At 38.5% G+C, this 20,997-nt stretch carries 16 protein-coding genes and 1 tRNA gene; 5 read left to right on the forward strand and 12 right to left on the reverse strand.

Annotated elements, in window-relative coordinates:
* Window positions 1-41 precede the first annotated feature (41 nt).
* Entirely contained in the window at window positions 42-1,100 is a 1,059-nt protein-coding gene (locus tag ASE74_RS10630) for an SDR family oxidoreductase (protein ID WP_055908334.1), read from the reverse strand.
* Window positions 1,101-1,180: 80 nt separating this feature from the next.
* On the opposite strand from ASE74_RS10630, the gene ASE74_RS10635 reads away from it, so the two are divergent.
* The 4 genes from ASE74_RS10635 to ASE74_RS10650 all read left to right on the forward strand — a co-directional run bounded on the left by ASE74_RS10635 (window position 1,181) and on the right by ASE74_RS10650 (window position 3,953).
* Window positions 1,181-1,972, forward strand: coding sequence for a helix-turn-helix transcriptional regulator (locus ASE74_RS10635; protein WP_235526057.1), 792 nt, complete (start codon window positions 1,181-1,183; stop codon window positions 1,970-1,972).
* 162 nt (window positions 1,973-2,134) lie between these two features.
* Window positions 2,135-2,698: a Crp/Fnr family transcriptional regulator gene (locus ASE74_RS10640; RefSeq protein WP_055908340.1), complete on the forward strand. Its 564-nt coding sequence runs from the start codon at window positions 2,135-2,137 to the stop codon at window positions 2,696-2,698.
* Between the two features lie 98 nt (window positions 2,699-2,796).
* Window positions 2,797-3,186, forward strand: a complete 390-nt coding sequence (locus ASE74_RS10645) for a RidA family protein (protein ID WP_055908343.1) — start codon at window positions 2,797-2,799, stop codon at window positions 3,184-3,186.
* Window positions 3,187-3,398: 212 nt separating this feature from the next.
* Window positions 3,399-3,953: a hypothetical protein gene (locus ASE74_RS10650; protein ID WP_055908346.1), complete on the forward strand. Its 555-nt coding sequence runs from the start codon at window positions 3,399-3,401 to the stop codon at window positions 3,951-3,953.
* Between the two features lie 2 nt (window positions 3,954-3,955).
* Here the strand turns inward: ASE74_RS10650 and ASE74_RS10655 are convergent, their stop codons facing one another.
* Window positions 3,956-5,119: an aspartyl protease family protein gene (locus ASE74_RS10655; RefSeq protein WP_055908349.1), complete on the reverse strand. Its 1,164-nt coding sequence runs from the start codon at window positions 5,117-5,119 to the stop codon at window positions 3,956-3,958.
* A gap of 249 nt (window positions 5,120-5,368) precedes the next feature.
* On the opposite strand from ASE74_RS10655, the gene ASE74_RS10660 reads away from it, so the two are divergent.
* Window positions 5,369-5,782 carry a VOC family protein gene (locus ASE74_RS10660; RefSeq protein WP_055908352.1) on the forward strand — a complete coding sequence of 138 codons (414 nt, stop codon included), beginning with the start codon at window positions 5,369-5,371 and terminating at the stop codon, window positions 5,780-5,782.
* Between the two features lie 89 nt (window positions 5,783-5,871).
* Here the strand turns inward: ASE74_RS10660 and ASE74_RS25120 are convergent, their stop codons facing one another.
* From ASE74_RS25120 to ASE74_RS10705, 10 genes are all read right to left on the reverse strand, one after another.
* The gene (locus tag ASE74_RS25120) at window positions 5,872-6,738 is read right to left on the reverse strand and encodes a TonB-dependent receptor plug domain-containing protein (protein ID WP_055908355.1); all 867 of its coding nucleotides are present in this window, start codon (window positions 6,736-6,738) and stop codon (window positions 5,872-5,874) included.
* Window positions 6,739-7,074: 336 nt separating this feature from the next.
* Window positions 7,075-7,148 (reverse strand) — tRNA-Asn (locus ASE74_RS10670).
* A gap of 186 nt (window positions 7,149-7,334) precedes the next feature.
* Window positions 7,335-8,912: a SusD/RagB family nutrient-binding outer membrane lipoprotein gene (locus ASE74_RS10675; protein ID WP_055908357.1), complete on the reverse strand. Its 1,578-nt coding sequence runs from the start codon at window positions 8,910-8,912 to the stop codon at window positions 7,335-7,337.
* 24 nt (window positions 8,913-8,936) lie between these two features.
* Entirely contained in the window at window positions 8,937-12,164 is a 3,228-nt protein-coding gene (locus ASE74_RS10680) for a SusC/RagA family TonB-linked outer membrane protein (protein WP_082458740.1), read from the reverse strand.
* Window positions 12,165-12,270: 106 nt separating this feature from the next.
* The gene (locus ASE74_RS10685) at window positions 12,271-13,431 is read right to left on the reverse strand and encodes a TIGR03364 family FAD-dependent oxidoreductase (RefSeq protein WP_055908363.1); all 1,161 of its coding nucleotides are present in this window, start codon (window positions 13,429-13,431) and stop codon (window positions 12,271-12,273) included.
* Between the two features lie 350 nt (window positions 13,432-13,781).
* The gene (locus ASE74_RS10690) at window positions 13,782-15,101 is read right to left on the reverse strand and encodes a DUF5690 family protein (protein ID WP_055908367.1); all 1,320 of its coding nucleotides are present in this window, start codon (window positions 15,099-15,101) and stop codon (window positions 13,782-13,784) included.
* Between the two features lie 201 nt (window positions 15,102-15,302).
* Window positions 15,303-16,193 (reverse strand): alkaline phosphatase, encoded by an 891-nt coding sequence (locus ASE74_RS10695; RefSeq protein ID WP_055908370.1) that lies wholly within the window; start codon window positions 16,191-16,193, stop codon window positions 15,303-15,305.
* Window positions 16,194-16,284: 91 nt separating this feature from the next.
* Entirely contained in the window at window positions 16,285-16,854 is a 570-nt protein-coding gene (locus ASE74_RS10700) for a helix-turn-helix domain-containing protein (protein WP_055908373.1), read from the reverse strand.
* A gap of 220 nt (window positions 16,855-17,074) precedes the next feature.
* Complete coding sequence (locus ASE74_RS25000) at window positions 17,075-17,233, reverse strand: hypothetical protein (protein ID WP_200912295.1); 159 nt, start codon at window positions 17,231-17,233, stop codon at window positions 17,075-17,077.
* A gap of 249 nt (window positions 17,234-17,482) precedes the next feature.
* Window positions 17,483-20,734 (reverse strand): TonB-dependent receptor, encoded by a 3,252-nt coding sequence (locus tag ASE74_RS10705; protein WP_055908376.1) that lies wholly within the window; start codon window positions 20,732-20,734, stop codon window positions 17,483-17,485.
* Window positions 20,735-20,997 lie beyond the last annotated feature (263 nt).

Below are 20,997 nucleotides of genomic sequence, written 5' to 3' on the forward strand. Positions count from 1 at the left end.
AACAATTGAACCAGAGGATATTTCCCCTGGTTCAATTTTAATTAACCTGGAATAATACCATTACGTTTCAATTCATCAAACAAACTAAAAAACATTTTTTCGGTTTCCACATACTCATGAAAACCCATCCGCCGCGCTTTGGTTCCATCAGAAAAGAAATCATAATCCCATGAAAAAACAAAATCGCCAAACGGCCAAGAGGATACCGACGAATAATGGTGTTTAGCCAGGCCGTATTTTTCCTGCATCTGCGTCCATAAAGTCAATTTATCAGCCATAACTATTGTAAGAGGCATTTGGAGCGGTGGCGCGACTTCCATTTTAAAATAAGCGGCAATTTTTGGCCAGAGATCATTCCAGCGGATCAGATCGCCATTTGTAATGTTAAATGCCTGATTGGCGCATAAAGGATTTGTAGCTGCCCAAACTGTGGCCTTTGCCAATAAGCCAGCATCGGTAATATCCAAAAGTTTATCGTAGGCACCCAACTTACCAGGGAAACGAAGTGGCAAACCCAATTCTTTTGATATGGAGGCATAAATAGCAATTACCAGCACTAAATTCATCGGATTACCCAAAGCTGTACCTGCAACCACTGAAGGACGAATTGCCGACCAGCCCCATTTTTTTCCTTTTTGCTGCGCTTCAAGAAATTGCTGCTGATCTACATTAAACTCCGGTGGCATATGCCCGCCATCGTTTTCTTTGGCTGGCGTTTTAAACGGGCCATAATGCGCGCCATACACTTTATATCCCTGCATTAAACTAATATGCTGTAAATCCACAGCAACACTTTCTATTGCATTAACTACATTAACGAGCATAGCCAGATTAGGGGCTACCAGCTCAGCCCATGTTGGCTTATCCTGGTAGGCTGCATAAAAAATATGCGTTACGGCTGTTAATGTTGCTAATTTTAGCTTACTATCTTCACTATCCAGAAGATTAACCGATATATATTTAACGTTCCCATTATCAGTACCTCCACGGCGGGATAGGCCGATAATTTGCCAATCGCCATGGCTTTCCAAATGGCTGATGAGGTTGCTGCCGATAACGCCATTTGCGCCTACCACTACTGCTGTTTTTTTGCTTTTCATCTCTTAAAATTGAGTTGTAAAGTTCAGCTCAAAAAATAAATGTGTTTTTGTAAAATAGTATGATAGATTTGTACAATTCCATGATGAAACGATACATCCAATTTCAGCCCATTGTTATTTCGGATTTTGAAGCAAACGAATGGCAACATCCTGTGCACCAGCACAACCATTATGAACTGATTTACATTAAAAATGGATCCGGCAATCATATCATTAATAATATTCCTGTAGCCTATCAAAAGGGAAATGTATTCTTAATTGGCCCTGATGATGACCATCGTTTTGAGATTGATGAGAAAACGCATTTCGTTTACATTAAGTTTACTGATATTTATATCCATCAGCCAGAAATTAACTCAACTGGCTTACAACATTTAGAATACCTGATTAAAAGCAGGGAAACACATTTTTTAGGTTTCAGTTTTAATGAAGATGACCAGTTGGTGGTGGAAAATATTATTGCACTCATATCCTCACTCCATAAAAATATGTTGCAAAATGAAGCGCTAATCTGGATACAGATTTTAACATTATCGCATATTATGCAACGCAACATGCCAGAAATTAAAAGCAGTTTACAACGTTCTAAAGATATTCAGGCCATTTTCTGTTACTTGCATAAACACATTTACCATCCACAAAACTTAAAGGCCAGCATTATGGCTGCGCATTTTAATCTTTCAGAAGATTATATAGGTTCGTACTTTAAAAGAAATACAGGCATTACCCTTAGGCAGTATATTCAGGATTATCGACAAAACCTAATAAAAAAGCGCATGGAAAATGGCAGGTTTGGCCTAAAACAGATTGCCGCCGAATTTGGCCTAACCGACGAAAGCCATGTAAGTAAGGTATTGAAGAAAAGTATATAGTCAATCACCTGAAAAAAGTTTCAACGTGAAATAACGGACTGAATTGTTTATCCTTAACAAATATTAGGCTTATTTTCCATGTTTTTATAACGCTAAACTATTTCCTCATTTACAGGAGATTTGTACTACAGAAAAATAGCACTTATCTTTATCCTTACAAGCATGAACCACAAATTAAGAACCCACATAGAAGAAATTGTAACGTTAACGGATGATGAATTTGATTATGTACAGGAAAATTTCATCACCAAAAAGTTTAAAAAACATCAATTTTTAATCCAGGAGGGTGAACAGGTAAAATACTCTTATTTTGTGGTATCAGGGCTTTTAAAACTGGTGCATACGGATGATTCGGGAAAACAGCATATCGTTTCTTTTGCTATGGAAAACTGGTGGGAAAGCGACTACCTGGCCTATTTTAATCAGAGCTCTGCCACCATGAGTTTGGAGTGCCTGGAAGATACCGAAGTATGTTGCTTTACCCTTAAAAATTACCAAACCCTGTGTAAGGAATTTCAAAAAATGCAATATTTTTTTCTACAGAAAGCCAATTACGGACACATTGGATCTCAGCGCCGGATATTATCATTACTTACATCAAATGCTCAAGAGCGTTACGAACAGTTGCTAAAGGAATATCCAGCTTTATTTCAACGGGTACCCAAATCGCTTCTTGCAGCTTACCTGGGCGTTTCCCGCGAAACTTTAAGTCGGTTTTCTCAATAATAATGTGATAAACCTCACTCCAAATTCTTGCGGTTCATCACCGTTTAAACCCTAACATCGGTTGCAACTTTGTATCATTATAATTTAAATACAAAGTGATGGAAAAACAAATCATTAATCCCTGGCAGTGGCAAAATCAGCGCAGTTATGTACAAGCTGTAGAAGTTAAACAAGCAACAGGCACGCTTTACGTCTCGGGGCAAACAGCTACCAGTGCAGATGGCATATCAAGCACGGCCGACGTAAAAACCCAACTTATTGAAGCCATACAGCATTTGGAACAGGTAATTGCACAGGCTGGATATGAACCTAAAGGTATTGTCCGTTTAAATATTTACACCACCAAATCAGCTGAATTTTTCGAATGTTTCGATATTTTTCAGGCGTGGATAGCCAAACATGGTATTAAACAAGCCACTACCTTATTAGAAGTAAAAAGTTTGTACGAAACCTTAAGCGTAGAATTAGAAGCAACTGTAGTAAAGTAGATGCGAATCAATTAGCGCTTAGAAACTGTAAATTGTTAAACTAATGCTGTAAACGGCATATAAAATGCCATTAAATATAGCTTCGAGCAATAATTTTAAAAAAATCAGTCGGGTGACTGATTTTTTTTGCGCCATTTTATCGACTAAAACAAAACACTGATTATCCAGTTAGATTAATATTATTGGTTAGAAAGCATGGAGGAAAAGTATAAATGACGGCTTCAGCACAATTGGCAAAGTGGGTGGCAGAACAACATGCGGGGCAACTCGTAAGAAATACGAATAAGCCCTATTTTAATCATTTGGAAACTGTTGCAACGCTTGCAGGGCCTGTAACAAGATTGGGTTATGAAATTGGACTTTGTCATGATTTATTGGAAGATACTAATACCAATGGCGATGACCTGCAAAATGCATTAATCCGTTTTGGTTATGCTAAATCTGATGCATCTGAAATTATGAATTGTGTAATCGAATTAACAGATGTATACACTAAAAAAGCTTATCCTTACCTTCATAAAGTGAAGCGAAAAAAACTGGAAGCCGAGCGGCTTTTTAAGGTAAGTGCCGCTGCCCAGACCGTAAAATATGCCGATTTAATGGATAATATTGACTGGATGATGCAGCACGATCAAAAACATGCTACAAAATACCTAAATAAAAAACGCCTGCTAATTGCCAACCTAAACCAAGGCAATGCACAGCTTCGCCAACAAGTATTAAACCTAATTAATAAATGTTTATTGACACTTAAATATAATCATTAAGATTATGCACCACTTTTCTTTTGATCTGCATAGGCCACATTATAAAGGTGGTTTGGCTTTAAATAAATTACATCGTTTTGGAAATCGAAAACAGTATTGAATCTTTTCAGAATATCTGTCCCTAAATAATGAACGTTTACACCCGGCATTGGTTTATTTTGCTCCATTACCTGCGCCGGAACATCTTTAAGTTCAAAATTGCCGATTTTTAAACTTTGCAATTTTACTGTAGTTACGGGTACTTCATTACCCCTAGTGCCATGCATCATCACCTTTTTTATAACTTCCATCTTATCTGTCGGAAATTTCATTTCCCGCAGCAAATCATTATCCAGCATTACGGTACGCTGATAGCCTAAATCAAAGAAAAACAGACTTTTATTTTTCGTACCGCTTTGCAAAATCTCACTTTCAATAAAAGGTTTGTTTTTGATATAGGTGATTTTAAATTTAGTGTATTGTTTATCCAATAAAATCTGTTTTGGCATCACCGAATGCACCATTAGTTTATTTTTGTCGTAATCAAGGGCTACAATCATGCCGTCGAATATATCCCAGCCCAGCAGTCCATCCGTTTCATCACCAGCCAGTTCAATATCATAAATTTTGCTTTTATACGTTTGATTCCCAATTTTAATATCATAATCGGTATTATAAAGCTTTGGCTTAGATTTAACTTTTTGCTTCAAAGCAGCGGTTGTGAGGTCTACTTCGGTTGCGCCAGAATCGAAGTTCAACAAAAGGGAATCCGTTTTATTGAAAACCACTGGTAAAAAGTTAGTATTGTATTTATTTACGAAAAATGGAATAGAATCGTGTACTTCAGGCGATATTCTACTAAAATTCTTTAAAGGTGGGCACACAATCCTGGTGCGGCAGGAATCTTTGCCGTTTAATAATACGATAAATTCTTTTTCTGCCCCCGGGCCTATTCTGAATACAATAGAATCTATATCTGTTTTAAACTTTATGTTTATTGATTTGGTTATTTTCCCCGTTGTAAACACATCCACCTTTATTTTAGGATTGATGTACCAGTTTGAGGATGCCTTGTGCGCTTCGTAAAATTTTGCCTCACCAGCTCCGGCTTTAACAATTGGTAATTTCTTTTGGGCTAAAATAGATAAGGGAAGTAACACTGCTGCAATGAGTAATATTTGTTTCATAAGCGAATAATAGATTTAAGATTTTGCAAGGGACTGCATTTAATGGTTGCCAACGGAAACTAAAGATAAAAAAGAAATACAAATCATGATGTGCATGATGCATTTAAATTTTGAACGGTTGAAATGAGGTACTCAAACTAAATTGTTAGCGATAAAACAAGTCGCATATCACCCCTTAACTTGTCGTTTTTGCACATCTGCGCCTATATTATATTGCTGTATTTTTGAGTAAACTAAATAAGAAACAACATGGCAACTCAAATTTTCGTAAACCTGGCGGTAAGCGACCTTAACAAGTCGGTAGCGTTTTTCACCAAACTTGGTTATACTTTTAACCCAAAATTTACCGATGAAAAAGCAACCTGTATGATCATCAGCGATACCATTTACGTTATGCTGCTCACCAGAACTTTTTTCCAAACTTTTACCGAAAAAGAAATTGTTGATGCCCACAAAGCCATAGAAACATCCATTGCCATATCTGCCGATAGCAAAGATGCCGTTAACGAGATGGTAGATAAAGCTGTAGCTGCTGGCGCAACGATTCCAAACCCGGCTACGGATTATGGTTTTATGTATCAACACAGTTTTGATGATCTTGATGGTCACCATTGGGAATATGTTTGGATGGATCCGAACGGCATGCCAGAGCATCAGGGGTAAGATATTACAGGAATTAAAAAGGACAGATAAGGAAATTCCTTACCTGCTCTTTTTGCTTTTATCTGATTACAGCAACTTGGCTAAATTTTTTATTTTGAGAATTTGATCTTCTTTTTATAGGCTTTTTTAATTTCGATTAAGATTACACCATTTGCACCTTTGGCACCATACATTGCTGTTGTATTTGCATCTTTAAGTACTTCAATTCTTTCGATCCAATCCGGAGATATTTCACTTATTTTCGAAGGATCAATGATACAACTTTTATTACCGGCCATAACATAGTAAAGCGGCGTTTTATTTTTCGAAACTATTGAAATGCCACCCAACATAATCCTTTGCTCCGTGGCTAACTTTACAACAATTTTGTCATGTATATCCGTTTCAACATTCGCAAAACCATTTAAACTGAAAATAAATTTACTTAGCCTGTCTATATCCTTGATGTTGAATTCGAACTTACCAGTTGAGTCTGTTACGGCAAGAACCTGCTCATCTCCCTTTTTCCTGATCTTTACACCAACTAATGCATTTCCATTATTATTTTGCACTACCTTTCCGGTAATTATTGTATTTGGAGCAGGTAAATAATGTGATAATTCACTCGATATTGAAGAAGATTTAGGATGTTGCTCGCTCTGCAAAACTACAGGTTTTAAATTTTGTGCATCCGCCGGACTAATTATAAATGCACTTAGGGCAAAGGGCACTAACCATTGCCAGTTCAGCCTGGAAGAAGGCAATATAAGCGCTCTATTTAACTGACTGGCCAATACCCGCCCACACACATTTTCTTTTTTATTTTGAAAGAAAAGAAGCAATTCTTTATCCGATTTGCCAGAAAGATCAATAATGTTTTTTTCACACTTACTACAATGGTGATTTCCATCTGCGCTTTCGATGTGGCTCCACTGTTGTGTACAAGGTTTGGTTAATAGCAATTGCAGGTTTTTCATGCTTTGGGTTTTAGAGAAGATGCACTACAAACTATTATTCCATAAAATTACACATCTGATTTTACTGCTAAATGTATTTTTACATTGATTTATAACGAATAGAACTTCTCGCCCCGGTGTATACGGAAAAAGCCAACTCGAAAGTTGGCTTTTTGGCTCCCTCTGCTGGGCTCCCCGATCTAAAATCGGGATAAACTTCTCGCCCCGGCGTATACGAAAAAAGCCAACTCGAAAGTTGGCTTTTTGCTCCCTCTGCTGGGCTCCCCGATGTAAAATCGGGATAAACTTCTCGCCCCGGCGTATACGGAAAAAGCCAACTCGAAAGTTGGCTTTTTGCTCCCTCTGCTGGGCTCGAACCAGCGACCCTCTGATTAACAGTCAGATGCTCTAACCAGCTGAGCTAAGAAGGAGTGCTGGTTGTTTTCCTAAAACGTTGCTTAATGTACTTTGCAGCAAACTTAGCCTTGTTCGTTTTGGGAGTGCAATATTAGTGCTTTTAAATTATTTATGCAAGAATAAAATACAATAAAATGATCTTCTATTTTGAACAGAAGATCATTTTACAGATTTAAAACTGGATATCAGTTCATTAACAATTACTTCTTAACAATCCATGGTTCCTGATTTATATCATCGGCGCCGTTATATTGACGGCCTAATGCCTGTTTTAGGTTTTCTCCATTAGTTGCTCTTTCAATATCAGGGTATTGAAAACGCTTCGGAATCCTGTTACTGTTACCCACACCAGGGCCAGTATCAAAAGTTGGCACAAGTGTACGGCGGTATTGATAGTAAGCCTCTAAACCTGAATTACGGAAATAAGCCAGATATTTTTGGGTAAGAATCTGCTTTAAGCCATCGTCTGTATTTCCTGTATATTTTACAACCGGTTGTGCATAGTAATCTGATTCGAAATTGAAATTTACATTATACGTTTCAAAGTCGCCCAACTTTCCATCCTTCTTTAAAAAAGTAACTACATTATTGCCATCTTTAATGCCATAAAAGCCTATAGATGCCTGAATACCTTTTTTATACCAACTTTCGGCATCGCCGGTAGCCCAACCTCTGTTAATACCTTCAGCCTTAATAAAGCAAAGTTCTGGATAAGCAATAATAAAGGTATTTTCGGCCGTGTAACCACTGTAATAACGGTAGCGCCCAATGAGCGAATACAAACCTTTTTGTACTTTATCCAACATCACGCCCTGATCTTCTCCTGTAGGTGCACCAATGAAATTGCGGTAATCGGTAATGGCATAACCATTTTGTTCTGCAACACCGCGAGCTGGCTCGGCAACCATGTAAGCACGAGGATCTTTAAGTGCCGAAAGTGTATTTAAGTACGTGCCCGCCATATTGTACCGCAAGGCATCGTTACCAAAATTATCTTTATTGTTGGGATATTTGTTAAAACTCTCGTTATATACAAACTGTAGGTTATCAGCCATGCTCTCCATTACCGGATATTTTGAAGGGTTATCCAATACCGCAGCAAACTGTTGTTTTATATTTAAGTCTGCATCACCCGCCTTAATGCTCAGATTGATCAACGTTCTTAATTTAAAGGTGTTTACCACCTTTTGCCAGGCTACCAAATCATTTTTGAGGTAAATATCACCCTTTAACTCTTTGTTACCCGCAACAATTAAAGCGGCTAAGTCATTATTTGATTCTTCCAACCAGGTTAGCGATTGTTTAAAAATATCTTTTTGGGTATCGTACTTTGGGGTCAGGTTAGCAAAACCTTTTAAAGCTTCTACCATTGGTAAATCCCCAAGTTTTAAACTCATTTTTACAAAGTAGTATGCCTTAAAAAATTTGCCCAAAGCCAGGTAAGGTTTTGCTACAGCACCACCTAAACGATTGGCTTCCTCTTCCATTTTCACAACATTTTTTAAGGTCGTATAATCTAAGCTTAAAACACCACCTTCATTCCAATTATATTCATTTTTGGCATAGTAGGAGTAATTTGACGCTGTATATTGATTCCATCTTTCTGAACTCGAAAAAGGAGCTTCGTACATATCGAACAAAATGCCATTCAGCAATAAATTTGGCGGAACAGTTTCAGCCTGGTTAGGGTTTTTAAAGTTATCTTCAAATTCTTTCTTACATCCGCCGCAAAAAGCTACGATGATAAAAAGAAACAGGATTTTATATATTGATTTCATCTTTTTATTTTTATGTTCTGGGTATTAAAAAGTAACATTCAGGTTAAAACCTATACTTCTGGTTGTTGGGGTTTGCAGCGACGAAGTACCTTCTCTGCCCGAATATTGATCTACATCCACATCATTATAGGTAGAATTGATAAAGTACAGCAGGTTACGCCCTACTACAGAGAAATTGGCCGACTTGATGAAGCTGCGTTCCAACAATTTTTTAGGCAACTGATAACCAAAAGTTACCTCACGTAGTTTTGCATAGGTACGGCTCATCATTGTATTTTCTTTGGCACCATAAAAAACGCCCAAATAATCCTGCAACAATTGAGGGGTAGTGTTTGGCGCGAAAGAAAGCTCTCCATAATTGGTAATTACCCCTGTAACCGGATCGAAGTTAAGTTTGCCGCCATTGGCAACAACCACTCCATCCCCTACCCATGTACCTTTATAGTTTGGATCATTTACACGCAGGTAATCCTGATATCTGGCTTCGCCCATTTTACCCTGAACAGTTTCGATCTGACGGCCACCCTGAAACGATTTCAACCTCACATAATCTTGCATTACCCCACCAACTTTACCATCTAACTGGAAACTGAAAGAGAAATTCTCGTAGCGGAATTTATTGCCAATGCTCCATACCCAATTTGGATCGGCATGCCCCAACAATTGGCTAACCGGTAATGAAATCGGTGTACCGCTTAAAGTATGAATTACCTGTCCGCTTGGTGTTTTGGCTAACACAGAACCGTAAATATTATCGATACGGTCGCCGGTTTTAAAAAATTGATCAACCGATGTTTCACCTGGTGCAAGTTCTTTGTAAACCTGTTTATAGGTAGACCAGTTGATCATTACATCCCAACCAAACTTATCCGTCATAATTGGTGCGCCCGATAAACTTAACTCTAAACCGCTGTTTTGTGTTTTACGGCCATTAATGGTATTGGTTTGGTAACCTGTAGCTGCTGAAATATTTTGTTTGATAATTTTAGGACCGTCGATATACCTGAAATAAGTGGCTTCGAAACCCAATCTGTTTTTAAGAAACTTTAAATCGATACCTCCTTCATAATTGGTTCTGCTCTGCGCTTTTACAGCATTGAGGTCAATCAGGTTATTGGTATAATAGGCACCTGTTTGGTTATTATAAGTCGGCCTGATGCTATATGGCGAAGATAAACCATAACCCGGGCCACCGTATGATGATGAGTATTCTGCACCATAACCGACAGGATAAGATTGCAATGGCGTGGCACCAATAAAATCCTGCGTACCTAAACCAGGGTCTTTAACGTTGGCATACGATGCCCTTACTTTAGCAAAAGAAATAAAAGCAGGCATTTTTATATAATCAGAAATCACCGAACTTAATGAAACTGAAGGATAGAATGCCGCATTATTGCCAGGAGGAAGAGCAGAATTCTTATCAACACGGCCAGTGGTATTGATATTAAGGTATTTTTTAAAACTTAAATCAACCGAGTAAAAAGCACTTAATACCAACATTTTCGAATTAAAATCGAATGCCTTTACCGGATTTTTAGAGTTTGAGAAGTTGTATACGTTAGGAACATTTAAATAATCGGTAGTGGTAAAGCTTGAGTTATAACTGAAGTTACGGGCATTACCTCCACCAAAAGCGCTGATTTCGAATAAATCGCCAACATTTTTGTTGTATTTTAAAATCAACTGTGTATTGTTTTCGAACATGCTGCGACGGTCTTCCCTGTAATCACCCAAACCTTCTTCACGTCCATAAGGATGAGCAGAAAATGGCATTTTTTCGGTTCGTAACTGATCGTAAGTCGATATTTGTGTTTTTAACAACACATCCAATCCTTTGGTTACATTGTAGTTAAGGGATGCATAACCATTGATATCATTCTTTTTATGGCCGCGTAACCACTCATACGACATAAAATAAGGATTGTGGTAACGCTGGTATTCTGCATAAACAGACTGGATGCCTTCTTTACCCGGCTGCCAATAGTTTTTCATGTCATCTATATTCCAATCGGCACCGCCCCAAAGCGTCATGTTATAAATCACACTGTTTGGGCCATAGTTAACATCAGGAATATTATCAGAAAACTGGCGGCTGTAGTTAATGTATGCTTCGGCCTTTAATTTTGGACTGATGTTATAAGAACCGCTCAGATTAAAGCTATTGATATTTAATTTGGTATTCGGTATAATTCCTTTCTGGTAGTTATTAGAGATGGAAACCCTCAAATTGTATTTATCCGTTGCAGATGATAGCGCAATGTTATTGGCAGATAGCAATCCGGTTTCGATAAAACGCTTTAAGTTGTCTTTACCGCGGGCCACCCATGGAGTACCCTGGCGCACGCCATTTATAACAGGACTATCGTATTGAGGAATTAACTGACCTTCGAATTTTGGCCCCCAGATATCGTAATCTCCATCATTTAAGCCACCGCCTTTTCCATCGCCAAAAGCATAGGCACTGTGTTCACCAGGACCATACTCATCCTGACTTTTTGGTAAAGCAATAAATCCTTTGTTAAATTGCGTGCTCGAATTTAGTTCTACAGTAAAGCCTTTATCGCTGAGCTTACCTCTTTTGGTGGTAATTAATAATGCACCGTTGTAAGCCTGATAACCATAAAGTGCCGCTGCAGCAGGGCCTTTAAGCACAGTATAGGTATCAATATCATCAGGATTGATGTTCCAGGTATCCGAATTGATCGGCACCCCATCTACCACTACCAGGTTTACATCATTACCTCGCAGGTAAAGCGATGAGCGCCCCAAAAGTTCTGAAGATACACCTACAGTTAAACCAGCAACTTTACCAACCAATCCATTTACGGGGTTGGCTTCCCTGGCTTTTACCAGATCGGCACCTTTAACTTCCTGAATGGCATAACCCAGGTTACGCTTTTCTTTGCGGATACCGAGCGCGGTAACCACTACATCATTAAGATTTTTTGAATCTGTTTTTAAGGTTATAGTAAGGTTTGCACTTGTAACCTGCACCTCTTGCGGAAGAAAGCCGATAGAACTTACCACTAGAGTTGAACCAGTTTGGGCATCTAATGTAAAACGGCCAGACTGATCGGTAGAAATTGCTTTTTTGGTTCCTTTAACCGTTACGCTTACGCCAGGAATTGGCTGCTGTGCATCATCTTTTACCTGACCGGTAATTTTTGTTTGTGCCCATGTAAAATAGGGCGTGAGGCATAAAAGCAATAAAGCTAACATGCACATCTTCATCTTGTAGAGATGTTTCATTTATCTATAAGTTTTTTTAGGTTTTATAGATGCAATGATAAGGTATGCATGTTAGCCTAATGCCAACTTTTAGTTAACAAATAACACTATTTTTGTTTAGTATTTGTTAACTAAGTATTTTCTTAATGCTTTCAGCAGCGTAACCTGCACTAGCCGTCATTCCTTTACCGCCAATAGCGGTGCGAATGTGGATGCGGTCGTCGATATCATAAGTTACAATGTGCTTTGTGGGGTGTTGGGGGTAAAATCCTGCCCAGGTGGTTTGGAGCTTCCGCACATCAAAATCAACAATACGCGCCGCTTCTTCCAACATGAGCTCATTTATGTAATGGCTTAAATCAAAACCAAGATCATCAAAATGGTTTACATCTGCATATACATGTGAATCGCCAATGATAATGGTATTATCAGCTGCTTTTTTAAACAACATATGGATGCCCCATTTTTTCAGTTCTTCGTAATGCTCAGGAGTTTTAATGCTTTTAAAAGAAGGGCAATAGTGCTCGAAACTTTCGTAACGCCTGGTGGTGAGCCCTGTTAAAATATTACCTTCCAAAGCTACACTAGCCATAGGGATGCTGCGCATCATCTGTAATTTACTCACCACAATTCCACTTTCGCTAAATAACTCAGGGTAAAGGAGTTTAAATTCATAACCATTGCAAATAATGGCCTTTTCTGCTGTAAAAAGTGCTGTTTTATTTCTTAAACCAACCTCTACACCGGTTCCTTTGCTTTCGCAGGCTGTAACTGGGCTATTGTATTGAAGTGTGTAGTTTTTAAACTTGGTTTGCATATAGGTATGCAGTCGGTAAATCATTTGATCTGGCGCAACACTAATTTCCTGAGGAAAAAAAATGGCTTCTTTAGCATAGGAAGCTTTTATAGCAGGATATTTTTTTAAAACAGCTTCCTGACTAAGCAGCTCTGTTTCGTAACCTATCGTATCGTAATGTGCTTTAAGCTCATGGATCAGTGTCTGTTCATCAGGATCGGAAGCGATATATACACTTCCATTTTGCTGCACAGAGATATCAAATTCTTTTTGAATGGATTTATAAATTTCCAGGCCTGCAACACCATACTCAAACCATTCGGCTTCCATACCTGATGGCACTACCTGGCCGAAGTTGCGTACTGTAGCACCTACCGGAAAATTATCTTTTTCGAGCTGCAATACCGTTTTGCCAGAAAGTAAAGCATGGTAAGCATGAAATGTTCCTAAAATTCCTCCTCCAATTACAATAAGATCGAAATGTTTATTCATTTTTTGTTTATGTTTTTGTGCGAGATGCTTTAAATAGCATCTTCATCGATGTTAAAATATTTTAAAAATTATTCGCCATTCCCGCTCAGGCGGGAATCTTAAGCCTATTACGTTACGATTCCCAATCGACCGATAGCTATCGGGTTAGGAATGACGATACTGTTTATAAAAGCCGCCTCAACTTCGTTGCGCTCAGTTACCATTAACAAACTCCAAATAGAAAAGCCGTTATTGCTGGTGGAACAACGAAGCAATCTTTCATGCTTTACGGCCACTATAAAGATTGCTCCGTCGGCTGAAAAAGCCTTCTCGAAATGACGATAAATGGCAAAAAGCAGTCAAAACTTTTTTTATTTCCCCGTTAAAACCACGCTTCCTGCAGCTTGCATCTTTTTATTGGTAGCCAATGTTTTCCTTCTAAAATAAATCAATGAAAGTACGCTGCATACCCCACCAATTAGCGGCACAGCAAACAAACACTGTTTAAAGAAATGCATCCAGCTGGTATTGGTTCCTCCAAATTCATGTAACATCAGCACCGAAAAGCTTCCTACATAACCAATAGAATCAGCCACATACATAATGAAACCGATATTGCTTTTGTAATGAAAATTGGCGATCATCCGCTCAAAAAAAATGGCATTATAAGGTATATAAGCCATATAAAGCCCCATACCAAGCAAAGCCATCCAACTTACCGGACCAATATATCCACGGTCAAAAAAGAATGTACTTACCCCAATTAATAAGCAACCTGCAATAATCATGATGTGTATTACGGTAAAGGCTTTAAGGTTATCTTTAATGAGAATTAAAAGTCCCATCATTACCAATACCACAACCGATATTAAGGTATCTATCTGCGTATAAATGTGGTTGTTGTGTATACCCAAACCATTCCATATCTCAACTTCAAAATTATCGCGCATGTCGCGGATGCAGGTAAGCAGTACATAAATGATAATGGTTAAAATAATACCCGGCAAAAAAGCGGTGATAAAAGCTTTCCGTTGTTTTGCATCCATCGGTACCCGCTTTGTACGCAAAGCCTGATCTTCTGCTGAAGGCGGTGGAATAACCTCCAAACAAAATACAAAAAGGAACAAGGGAAGCAAAAAAACCAAACCGGTAAGGAAAGGCATCCAATAATCACTTACGGCTGCAAAACTCATTAATGTACGTGCCACAGTTTTTACAAAACCTGAGGCAAAGATTAAACTGATCGACATTAACGCTCCCATAAACTCAGTGGTTTTTCTACCTTCGAGGTAACTGAATACCAGGCCCCAGATCATCCCGAGCGGGAAACCATTTAGGAAAAGAAATACAATATTGTAAGGTGCAGGTACAAGGGCAAAGCCAAGCAGTGCAAGCCACGAAAAAACAATTAAAAAAATAATGCTTCTGGCGCGGTTGCTTTTCCCGGATTCGGAAATAAAACGGATCCCATAAAATTTACTGAGGGTATAACCTACCATCTGCGCAATAACAAGCCACACCTTGTAATCAATATGCAAAAATTCCTGGTGCTCAAAAGTGGCTGATGCGAATGCTTTTCTGAAAGCATACATACTGGTATAACAGCCAAAGGCTGCAACGCCACCAAGCACTGTAATTAACCAATATGGCCAGTTTAATGCTTTTTTGCGGGCAATTTGAAGTAAATTCATCTTTAGCTTAACGATTTCCAATATTGCACACTTATATACTTGTCAGCTGTATTTGCTGCACCGAAGGTTTTGCCCATGCTATAAAACTTTACAAACTTAATTAACATAGCTATTATAATTTAAACAATAGTAAACAATGTTTATTATTTGTAAACAAAGTCAAAGTTATTAAATTGTTAAGTTTAAAAACGTTGGCAAAAATTATTTACCAAAAGCTACCAACACTGGTTTTCCCCTCCAACTTTGCGGCGCAGTTAACCCCATTAGCCAGGCTAATGTAGCGGCAGTATCATAGGTAATAATGGCATCTTTTAACTCGTGGTTTTTTTGTACGCCAGGCCCTGTAATAATCCATGGAATCTGCACTTCATCAAGTGATTTTCCGCCATGTCCTTTACCTGTACCACCATGATCTGCGGTAACTAAGATAACAGTTTCTCCGGCAATACCAGCATCATTAACTGCCTTAACAATTTTTCCAATACGCTGATCTACCAGTTCGAGCTGTTTGTAATAGGCTGGTGTACGATGACCGATAGAATGGCCGGTTTCATCAGGCTCATCAAAATGTAGGAAAGTAAAATAGGGTTTTTCTCTTTTGATAATGGCCGCAGCAGTGTCTGCGCAGAAATCGTCCTTTTCCTTCCCATCTACGATAATATTTACAGCTTCTTTTTCAAACAGGTAACCGATCCCATTCCAACTGTAAATTATAGCTGTTTTAGCCTGCTTTTTCTGATCCCTGATTACGCTGAATATTCCGGGAAATAAACCATAAGAAGTTTTGGTTATGGAAGGAATTTCTGGCACTTTACTATTCCATTCAGTGTAGCCATGCTCAGTAGGCCCTGCGCCCATTAATAAAGAAGCCCAGTTTACCGCACTTGATGATGGCAATACACAACGTGCCTTATCTGTCCACGAGCCATTTGCCATTAGTGCTTTAAGGTTGGGCATATTTGCTTCCTGCAGGGCATAACCCCCAAAGCCATCGCAACCGATTAATACAACATGTTTAACTTTTTTTGGCTGAGCCTGTGCCAAAACGGCTACGCAGAGCAACAAAACAATACTTTTTAAAATTTTTTTCATATTCATAATTTTACCACCCAAAACTAGGAATGGTTTATGAACATGAAGGTAAATATTTGTTAAGTATTTATAAACATTGTTTACTAAATTGCTACTCGAAGAAATATACCACGAGCATTAAAGCTTTGGTATCGCCAACATTTACAGGAGTATGCGAAAGCCTTCCATCAAAAAGCATTGAATCACCCTTTTCTAAAACGATTTTCTTTTTTGCAAATTGATATTCAACCCTGCCTTCAATCATATATTTAAATTCGAAAGCTTCAGTTTTAACCATTGGGCGTTGGGCGTTTACCTCAAGCTCAAGCAATACAAAATCTGCTGTAGAAAATTTAATGTTCTTGGTTAAGATACGCGAATAGTTAAAGCCAACGGCTTGTTCTTTTTCAAATTTCTGATATTGTTCTTTTCGCTTTACCAGTACAGGGGCATCTTTTTTATGGAAGTTGATATCCTTAAAAAAACTGTTCAAATCAATTTGCAAGCTTTTGATTATATCCATCAAAACCATTAAAGATGGGATGGTTCTGCTATTTTCGATCTGAGAAATAAGGCCTTTACTTACTTCTGCCTTATCTGCAAGTTCCTGAACGGTAATGCCAAGTTCTTTGCGTCTTTCCTTAATTTTAACGCTTATTTGTAAAAGAATTTCTTCCTGCATGTTAAAAGTGTATTAATGACGCTAATGTATTATTTTATTCCTACAATCTGATTCCAACCATCGCATTAGTTACGTTTAAACACATTTTTTTTGAGGGCGAAGCGTCAAATTTAGATTTATCACCATGAGCCTGCCGATGGAAATACTTAAAATTATTTAAATTGTTTCGACAGGCTCAATGTGACAGGTGCAAACCAAATTGATCTGATTAATTTACTTATTATCGGTAATGGCCCTTTACCCAATGACGGCCACCATAAGGGCCAACAATATAATGGCCGGGTACCCAATGGGCGCGTGGTGCACGTGCACTTACCACGCATGCACTAAAATTAACTGCCATAACCAATAAGAGCAATGCATTTACAATCTTTTTCATAACCTAACCTTTTTAGTGAAAAAATAATTCGAGCTTTATGCTGTGTGTATCATTTTGACGGGCCGAGCACGGGAAAGGTTTAATTGTCTTTAACTAAAAACATAAGTTATGTATCCGATAGCTATCGGATTTATTCATCTTCTTTGCATGACAGACCCTGAAATAAATTCAGGGTGACGAGCGACCACTGACAAAAAAAACGGCCTGACCTTTTGGAGGCCAGACCGCTATATATTAGTTAAAAAAAGATTAGAAGCTATATCTCAATCCCAATTGCATCTGGTAACGTGATGCAAAGAAATCTTTCGAATAAGAGGTTACATCTTTTTGAGCGAAGGTATATACCGGATAGGCCGTTGGTGTACCTGCCGTTTGAACCTTAATACCCATACTGGCCATAGAGTTATACGTATTAGGAGAAAAATATTGAATTCCCCAATCCTTGTTTACCAAATTGGTTAGGTTAACAATATCATAAGTTAAAGTAAGTACATGCGGGTGTTTTCCTTTAGCCACCTCAATATCCTGAGAGAAACGGAAATCAGCCTGAACATTCCAAGGGGTACGTGCACCGTTACGCTCGGTAAAATCACCTCGGCGGCTACTTAAATATTTATCACCATTAATGTAGTTATCGAACGCCGAAGCTTGTGCAATACCATCAGGTGTATTGGCAAAGAATTTCTGTGTTTGGCCTACAGCTGGCACATACATTAAACTTACCGTTTGTCCGGTTCCATTGATTCTCGTATTCACTAAGCCCAATGAATATGGTGAACCCGATTGACCACTAAAAAATAACGAGAAGTTAGATACATATTTACCATTTTTAGCCCAATCTAACCTGTAGTTGATGGTAGAGATAATTCTGTTGCGGATATCGAAGTTAGAATAAGCCAAACCTGGATTATTTGGACTAAGGGCCTGGTTTAACTGCCAGTTAGATTCCATAGAGTTACGGATACCATTCGCAATATCTTTCGATCTTCCGTAGGTATAAGCCACCATCATATCCAAACCAATAGGAAGCGATTTACTTACCTGAGCGGTTAAACTGTATTTATATCCTTTATCGGTATTAGATAAAAGATAGGCATTGGTGTACAATGGATTAATTTTGGTACCTGAGTAAATTGGCTGTTGTTTTTGCGTATCGTAAACCATGTAAGTAGGGTTATCTACATAGTTGATCTGTTGAAACTGCACATCTTTGATTACCTGGCTAAAAATTCCTTCAACGGTAAATTTCCACTGATCGTCAGTTTTATAATCGAAAGCTAAATTACTTCTCCATGCTTTTGGCATTTTAAAGTTATTATCAACCAAATCTACCTGTGTTGCACCTTTGGCATCTTTAACATTAACACCTTGGTTGGTTACATAACCTGCTTCGCCATTACCAGTTAAAGCATCTTTAATCGGGTCTGAACCTGCTGCAGGTTTCACAATTTTGGTTGGATCTGAATTGGTATAAACATACGATTTATCAAATGCACCATAGTTTACACCATTGTTGTAATATGCATAACCAATCCATGCAAAAGGAACACGGCTGGTAAATAAACCTGTACCACCGCGCATTACCAAACTTTGGTTACCCAATACATCGAAATTAAAACCTACACGCGGAGAAATCTGAATTTTATTTAAAAATTTTCCAGTAATTGACGAGGGTTGTGTATACGTATAAGTTGTTCCGTAATTGGCATCAACCGGAGAGTTTGTGGTTTTTGAACTTAACGAAGGCATATCTGGTAAGTTTGCCATATCGAAACGTAAACCTGGAGTTAATTTAAAACGGTCGCCTATGCGGATTTCATCCTGACCATAAACGCTGTACATGTTCACATTAAATTCTGCAGTTGGGTTGGCAATAATGTTATCGCGGGTATTGTCATCATAATTATAACTTGTACGTACCCTGTTTGGCTGATTGGCCAGAAAATCTGCAACACTGCTATAAGCTACACGGCCGTTCCATGAGTTTACAAAACCATAGTTAATTTTATAGAACTCGTTGTGTGTACCTACGGTAAAAGTATGGTTACCGCTGCTGTAAGTATAGTTATCGGTAAACTCGAAAGTGTTTTGTTTCATGTTAAAGATACTGGCCTCACGGTCGGTACCTAGAAACAACGTTCCACCGTTGGAAGCAATTTCGATTTGCGGTACAGCTGGGTTAGATAGTGGATCACGGTAATCGTGAACGGTAGAATAACCTACAATTAAGTTATTTGTAGCTGAATTTCCGAAACGTGTTTTAAGGTCGGCAACTGTTGAAGTTTGATTGTTGTTCTGCCTAAAATCGATACCACCAAACCTAAAGTTAGACTGATCTCTTTCTAAGTTTGTGGCTTTCGAAATGATGGTATTGTTTCTAATGGTCAACTGCGTGCTTTCGCTGATATTCCAATCTAAACGGTTAAAGAATTTGTTCGATTGTGAATAGATATTGTAGTTGCCAAACGAACCTGCATCAATGCCGTAAGCGGTTTTCATACGGTCAGAAATCTGCTGCGCCTCAGTTAAGGTAAGCAATTTCATATCCGATGATCCTGCACCTAAAATTACCGGATCCTGACGGCGGGTAATCTCCTCATTGGTGAAGAAAAACAATTTATCTTTAATGATTGGAAAGCCTACACGGAAACCAGTTTGATAATCGTGGAAAGCAGAAGGCTCTTTGCTGTTATCGCCAATTTTATTCCTGCCGATTAACGAAGCATTACGGCCATAGCCATAAACCGATCCTACCACTTCATTTGTACCGCCACGCGTTACCGCATTAATACTACCGCCTAAAAAGTTACCCACTTTAACATCGTAAGGAGAAAGCAAAACGGTAACATCCTGAATGGCATCAAGCGAAACGGGATTGGTACGTGTACTGCTTCCAGGCATGCCCGAACTTCCGCTCTGCCCACCCAATGAGGGACTAAAACCGATGGCATCATTATTAATCGCACCATCAATGGTTACGTTATTGTACCTAAAATTGGTACCGCCAAAGGTATTGTCTTTACTGCCTTGAGGGGTAACTCTTGTTACATCCTGCAAACTGCGGTTCATGGTTGGTAAGGTTTTTATCTGCCCTTCGCCAATACTGGTACCTGCGCCAGATTTTGTTCCGCCTTTTTGACCTTTAACACTTACCTCTGCCAATTGGTTGCCTTGCTCCTGAAGATCGATATCCAATTTAACATCAGCACCCAGGGTTAAGTATATATTTTCTTTAACAACCGGACTATAACCAACAAAGGTTACCGTGATTTTGTATGGTCCGCCGGGATTTAAATTGCCGATGCGGTATAGGCCGTTTTCGTTCGACGAACCTTTTGATACTGTACCTGTTGGAACGTGCACCATAACGATGGTTGCCCCAGGGATGATGCCTTTGTTATCCTTAATCTTTCCGTTAATGCTGGATGTTGTAACCTGCGCCTGAGCAAATGTGACCAGTAGCACAAGAATACTTACCAGGGATAGTATACGTGATTTCATTTTCTGTTATTTTATTTTGGTACAAAACAACAGCCTTAATGTTAATTCAATATTAACATCAGATTAAGTTTAACCTTGTGTTAACAATATAAAAACGGAAAATAAATAATAGGAAAACAATTCCTTAACAGCCCGGTTTCGGGCAGGAATAAGATTTAGAGCAATATGCTCAAATATCAAAGTCAAAGATGAAGATTTGATGAAGTTTGCAGTTTTCAGTTGGCGGTTTTCTGTTACCAGTTAACTGATTTTAAAAAAATTAA

This window comes from Pedobacter sp. Leaf216 (genome assembly GCF_001421515.1).
Classification (GTDB): Bacteria; Bacteroidota; Bacteroidia; order Sphingobacteriales; family Sphingobacteriaceae; genus Pedobacter.

Excerpts from the sequence above, each read along its gene's own strand:
- ASE74_RS10630 (WP_055908334.1), bottom strand. The coding sequence starts at position 1,100 with ATGAAAAGCAAAAAAACAGCAGTAGTGGTAGGCGCAAATGGCGTTATC.
- ASE74_RS10635 (WP_235526057.1), top strand. The coding sequence starts at position 1,181 with ATGATGAAACGATACATCCAATTTCAGCCCATTGTTATTTCGGATTTT.
- ASE74_RS10640 (WP_055908340.1), top strand. The coding sequence starts at position 2,135 with ATGAACCACAAATTAAGAACCCACATAGAAGAAATTGTAACGTTAACG.
- ASE74_RS10645 (WP_055908343.1), top strand. The coding sequence starts at position 2,797 with ATGGAAAAACAAATCATTAATCCCTGGCAGTGGCAAAATCAGCGCAGT.
- ASE74_RS10650 (WP_055908346.1), top strand. The coding sequence starts at position 3,399 with ATGACGGCTTCAGCACAATTGGCAAAGTGGGTGGCAGAACAACATGCG.
- ASE74_RS10655 (WP_055908349.1), bottom strand. The coding sequence starts at position 5,119 with ATGAAACAAATATTACTCATTGCAGCAGTGTTACTTCCCTTATCTATT.
- ASE74_RS10660 (WP_055908352.1), top strand. The coding sequence starts at position 5,369 with ATGGCAACTCAAATTTTCGTAAACCTGGCGGTAAGCGACCTTAACAAG.
- ASE74_RS25120 (WP_055908355.1), bottom strand. The coding sequence starts at position 6,738 with ATGAAAAACCTGCAATTGCTATTAACCAAACCTTGTACACAACAGTGG.
- ASE74_RS10675 (WP_055908357.1), bottom strand. The coding sequence starts at position 8,912 with ATGAAATCAATATATAAAATCCTGTTTCTTTTTATCATCGTAGCTTTT.
- ASE74_RS10680 (WP_082458740.1), bottom strand. The coding sequence starts at position 12,164 with ATGAAACATCTCTACAAGATGAAGATGTGCATGTTAGCTTTATTGCTT.
- ASE74_RS10685 (WP_055908363.1), bottom strand. The coding sequence starts at position 13,431 with ATGAATAAACATTTCGATCTTATTGTAATTGGAGGAGGAATTTTAGGA.
- ASE74_RS10690 (WP_055908367.1), bottom strand. The coding sequence starts at position 15,101 with ATGAATTTACTTCAAATTGCCCGCAAAAAAGCATTAAACTGGCCATAT.
- ASE74_RS10695 (WP_055908370.1), bottom strand. The coding sequence starts at position 16,193 with ATGAAAAAAATTTTAAAAAGTATTGTTTTGTTGCTCTGCGTAGCCGTT.
- ASE74_RS10700 (WP_055908373.1), bottom strand. The coding sequence starts at position 16,854 with ATGCAGGAAGAAATTCTTTTACAAATAAGCGTTAAAATTAAGGAAAGA.
- ASE74_RS25000 (WP_200912295.1), bottom strand. The coding sequence starts at position 17,233 with ATGAAAAAGATTGTAAATGCATTGCTCTTATTGGTTATGGCAGTTAAT.
- ASE74_RS10705 (WP_055908376.1), bottom strand. The coding sequence starts at position 20,734 with ATGAAATCACGTATACTATCCCTGGTAAGTATTCTTGTGCTACTGGTC.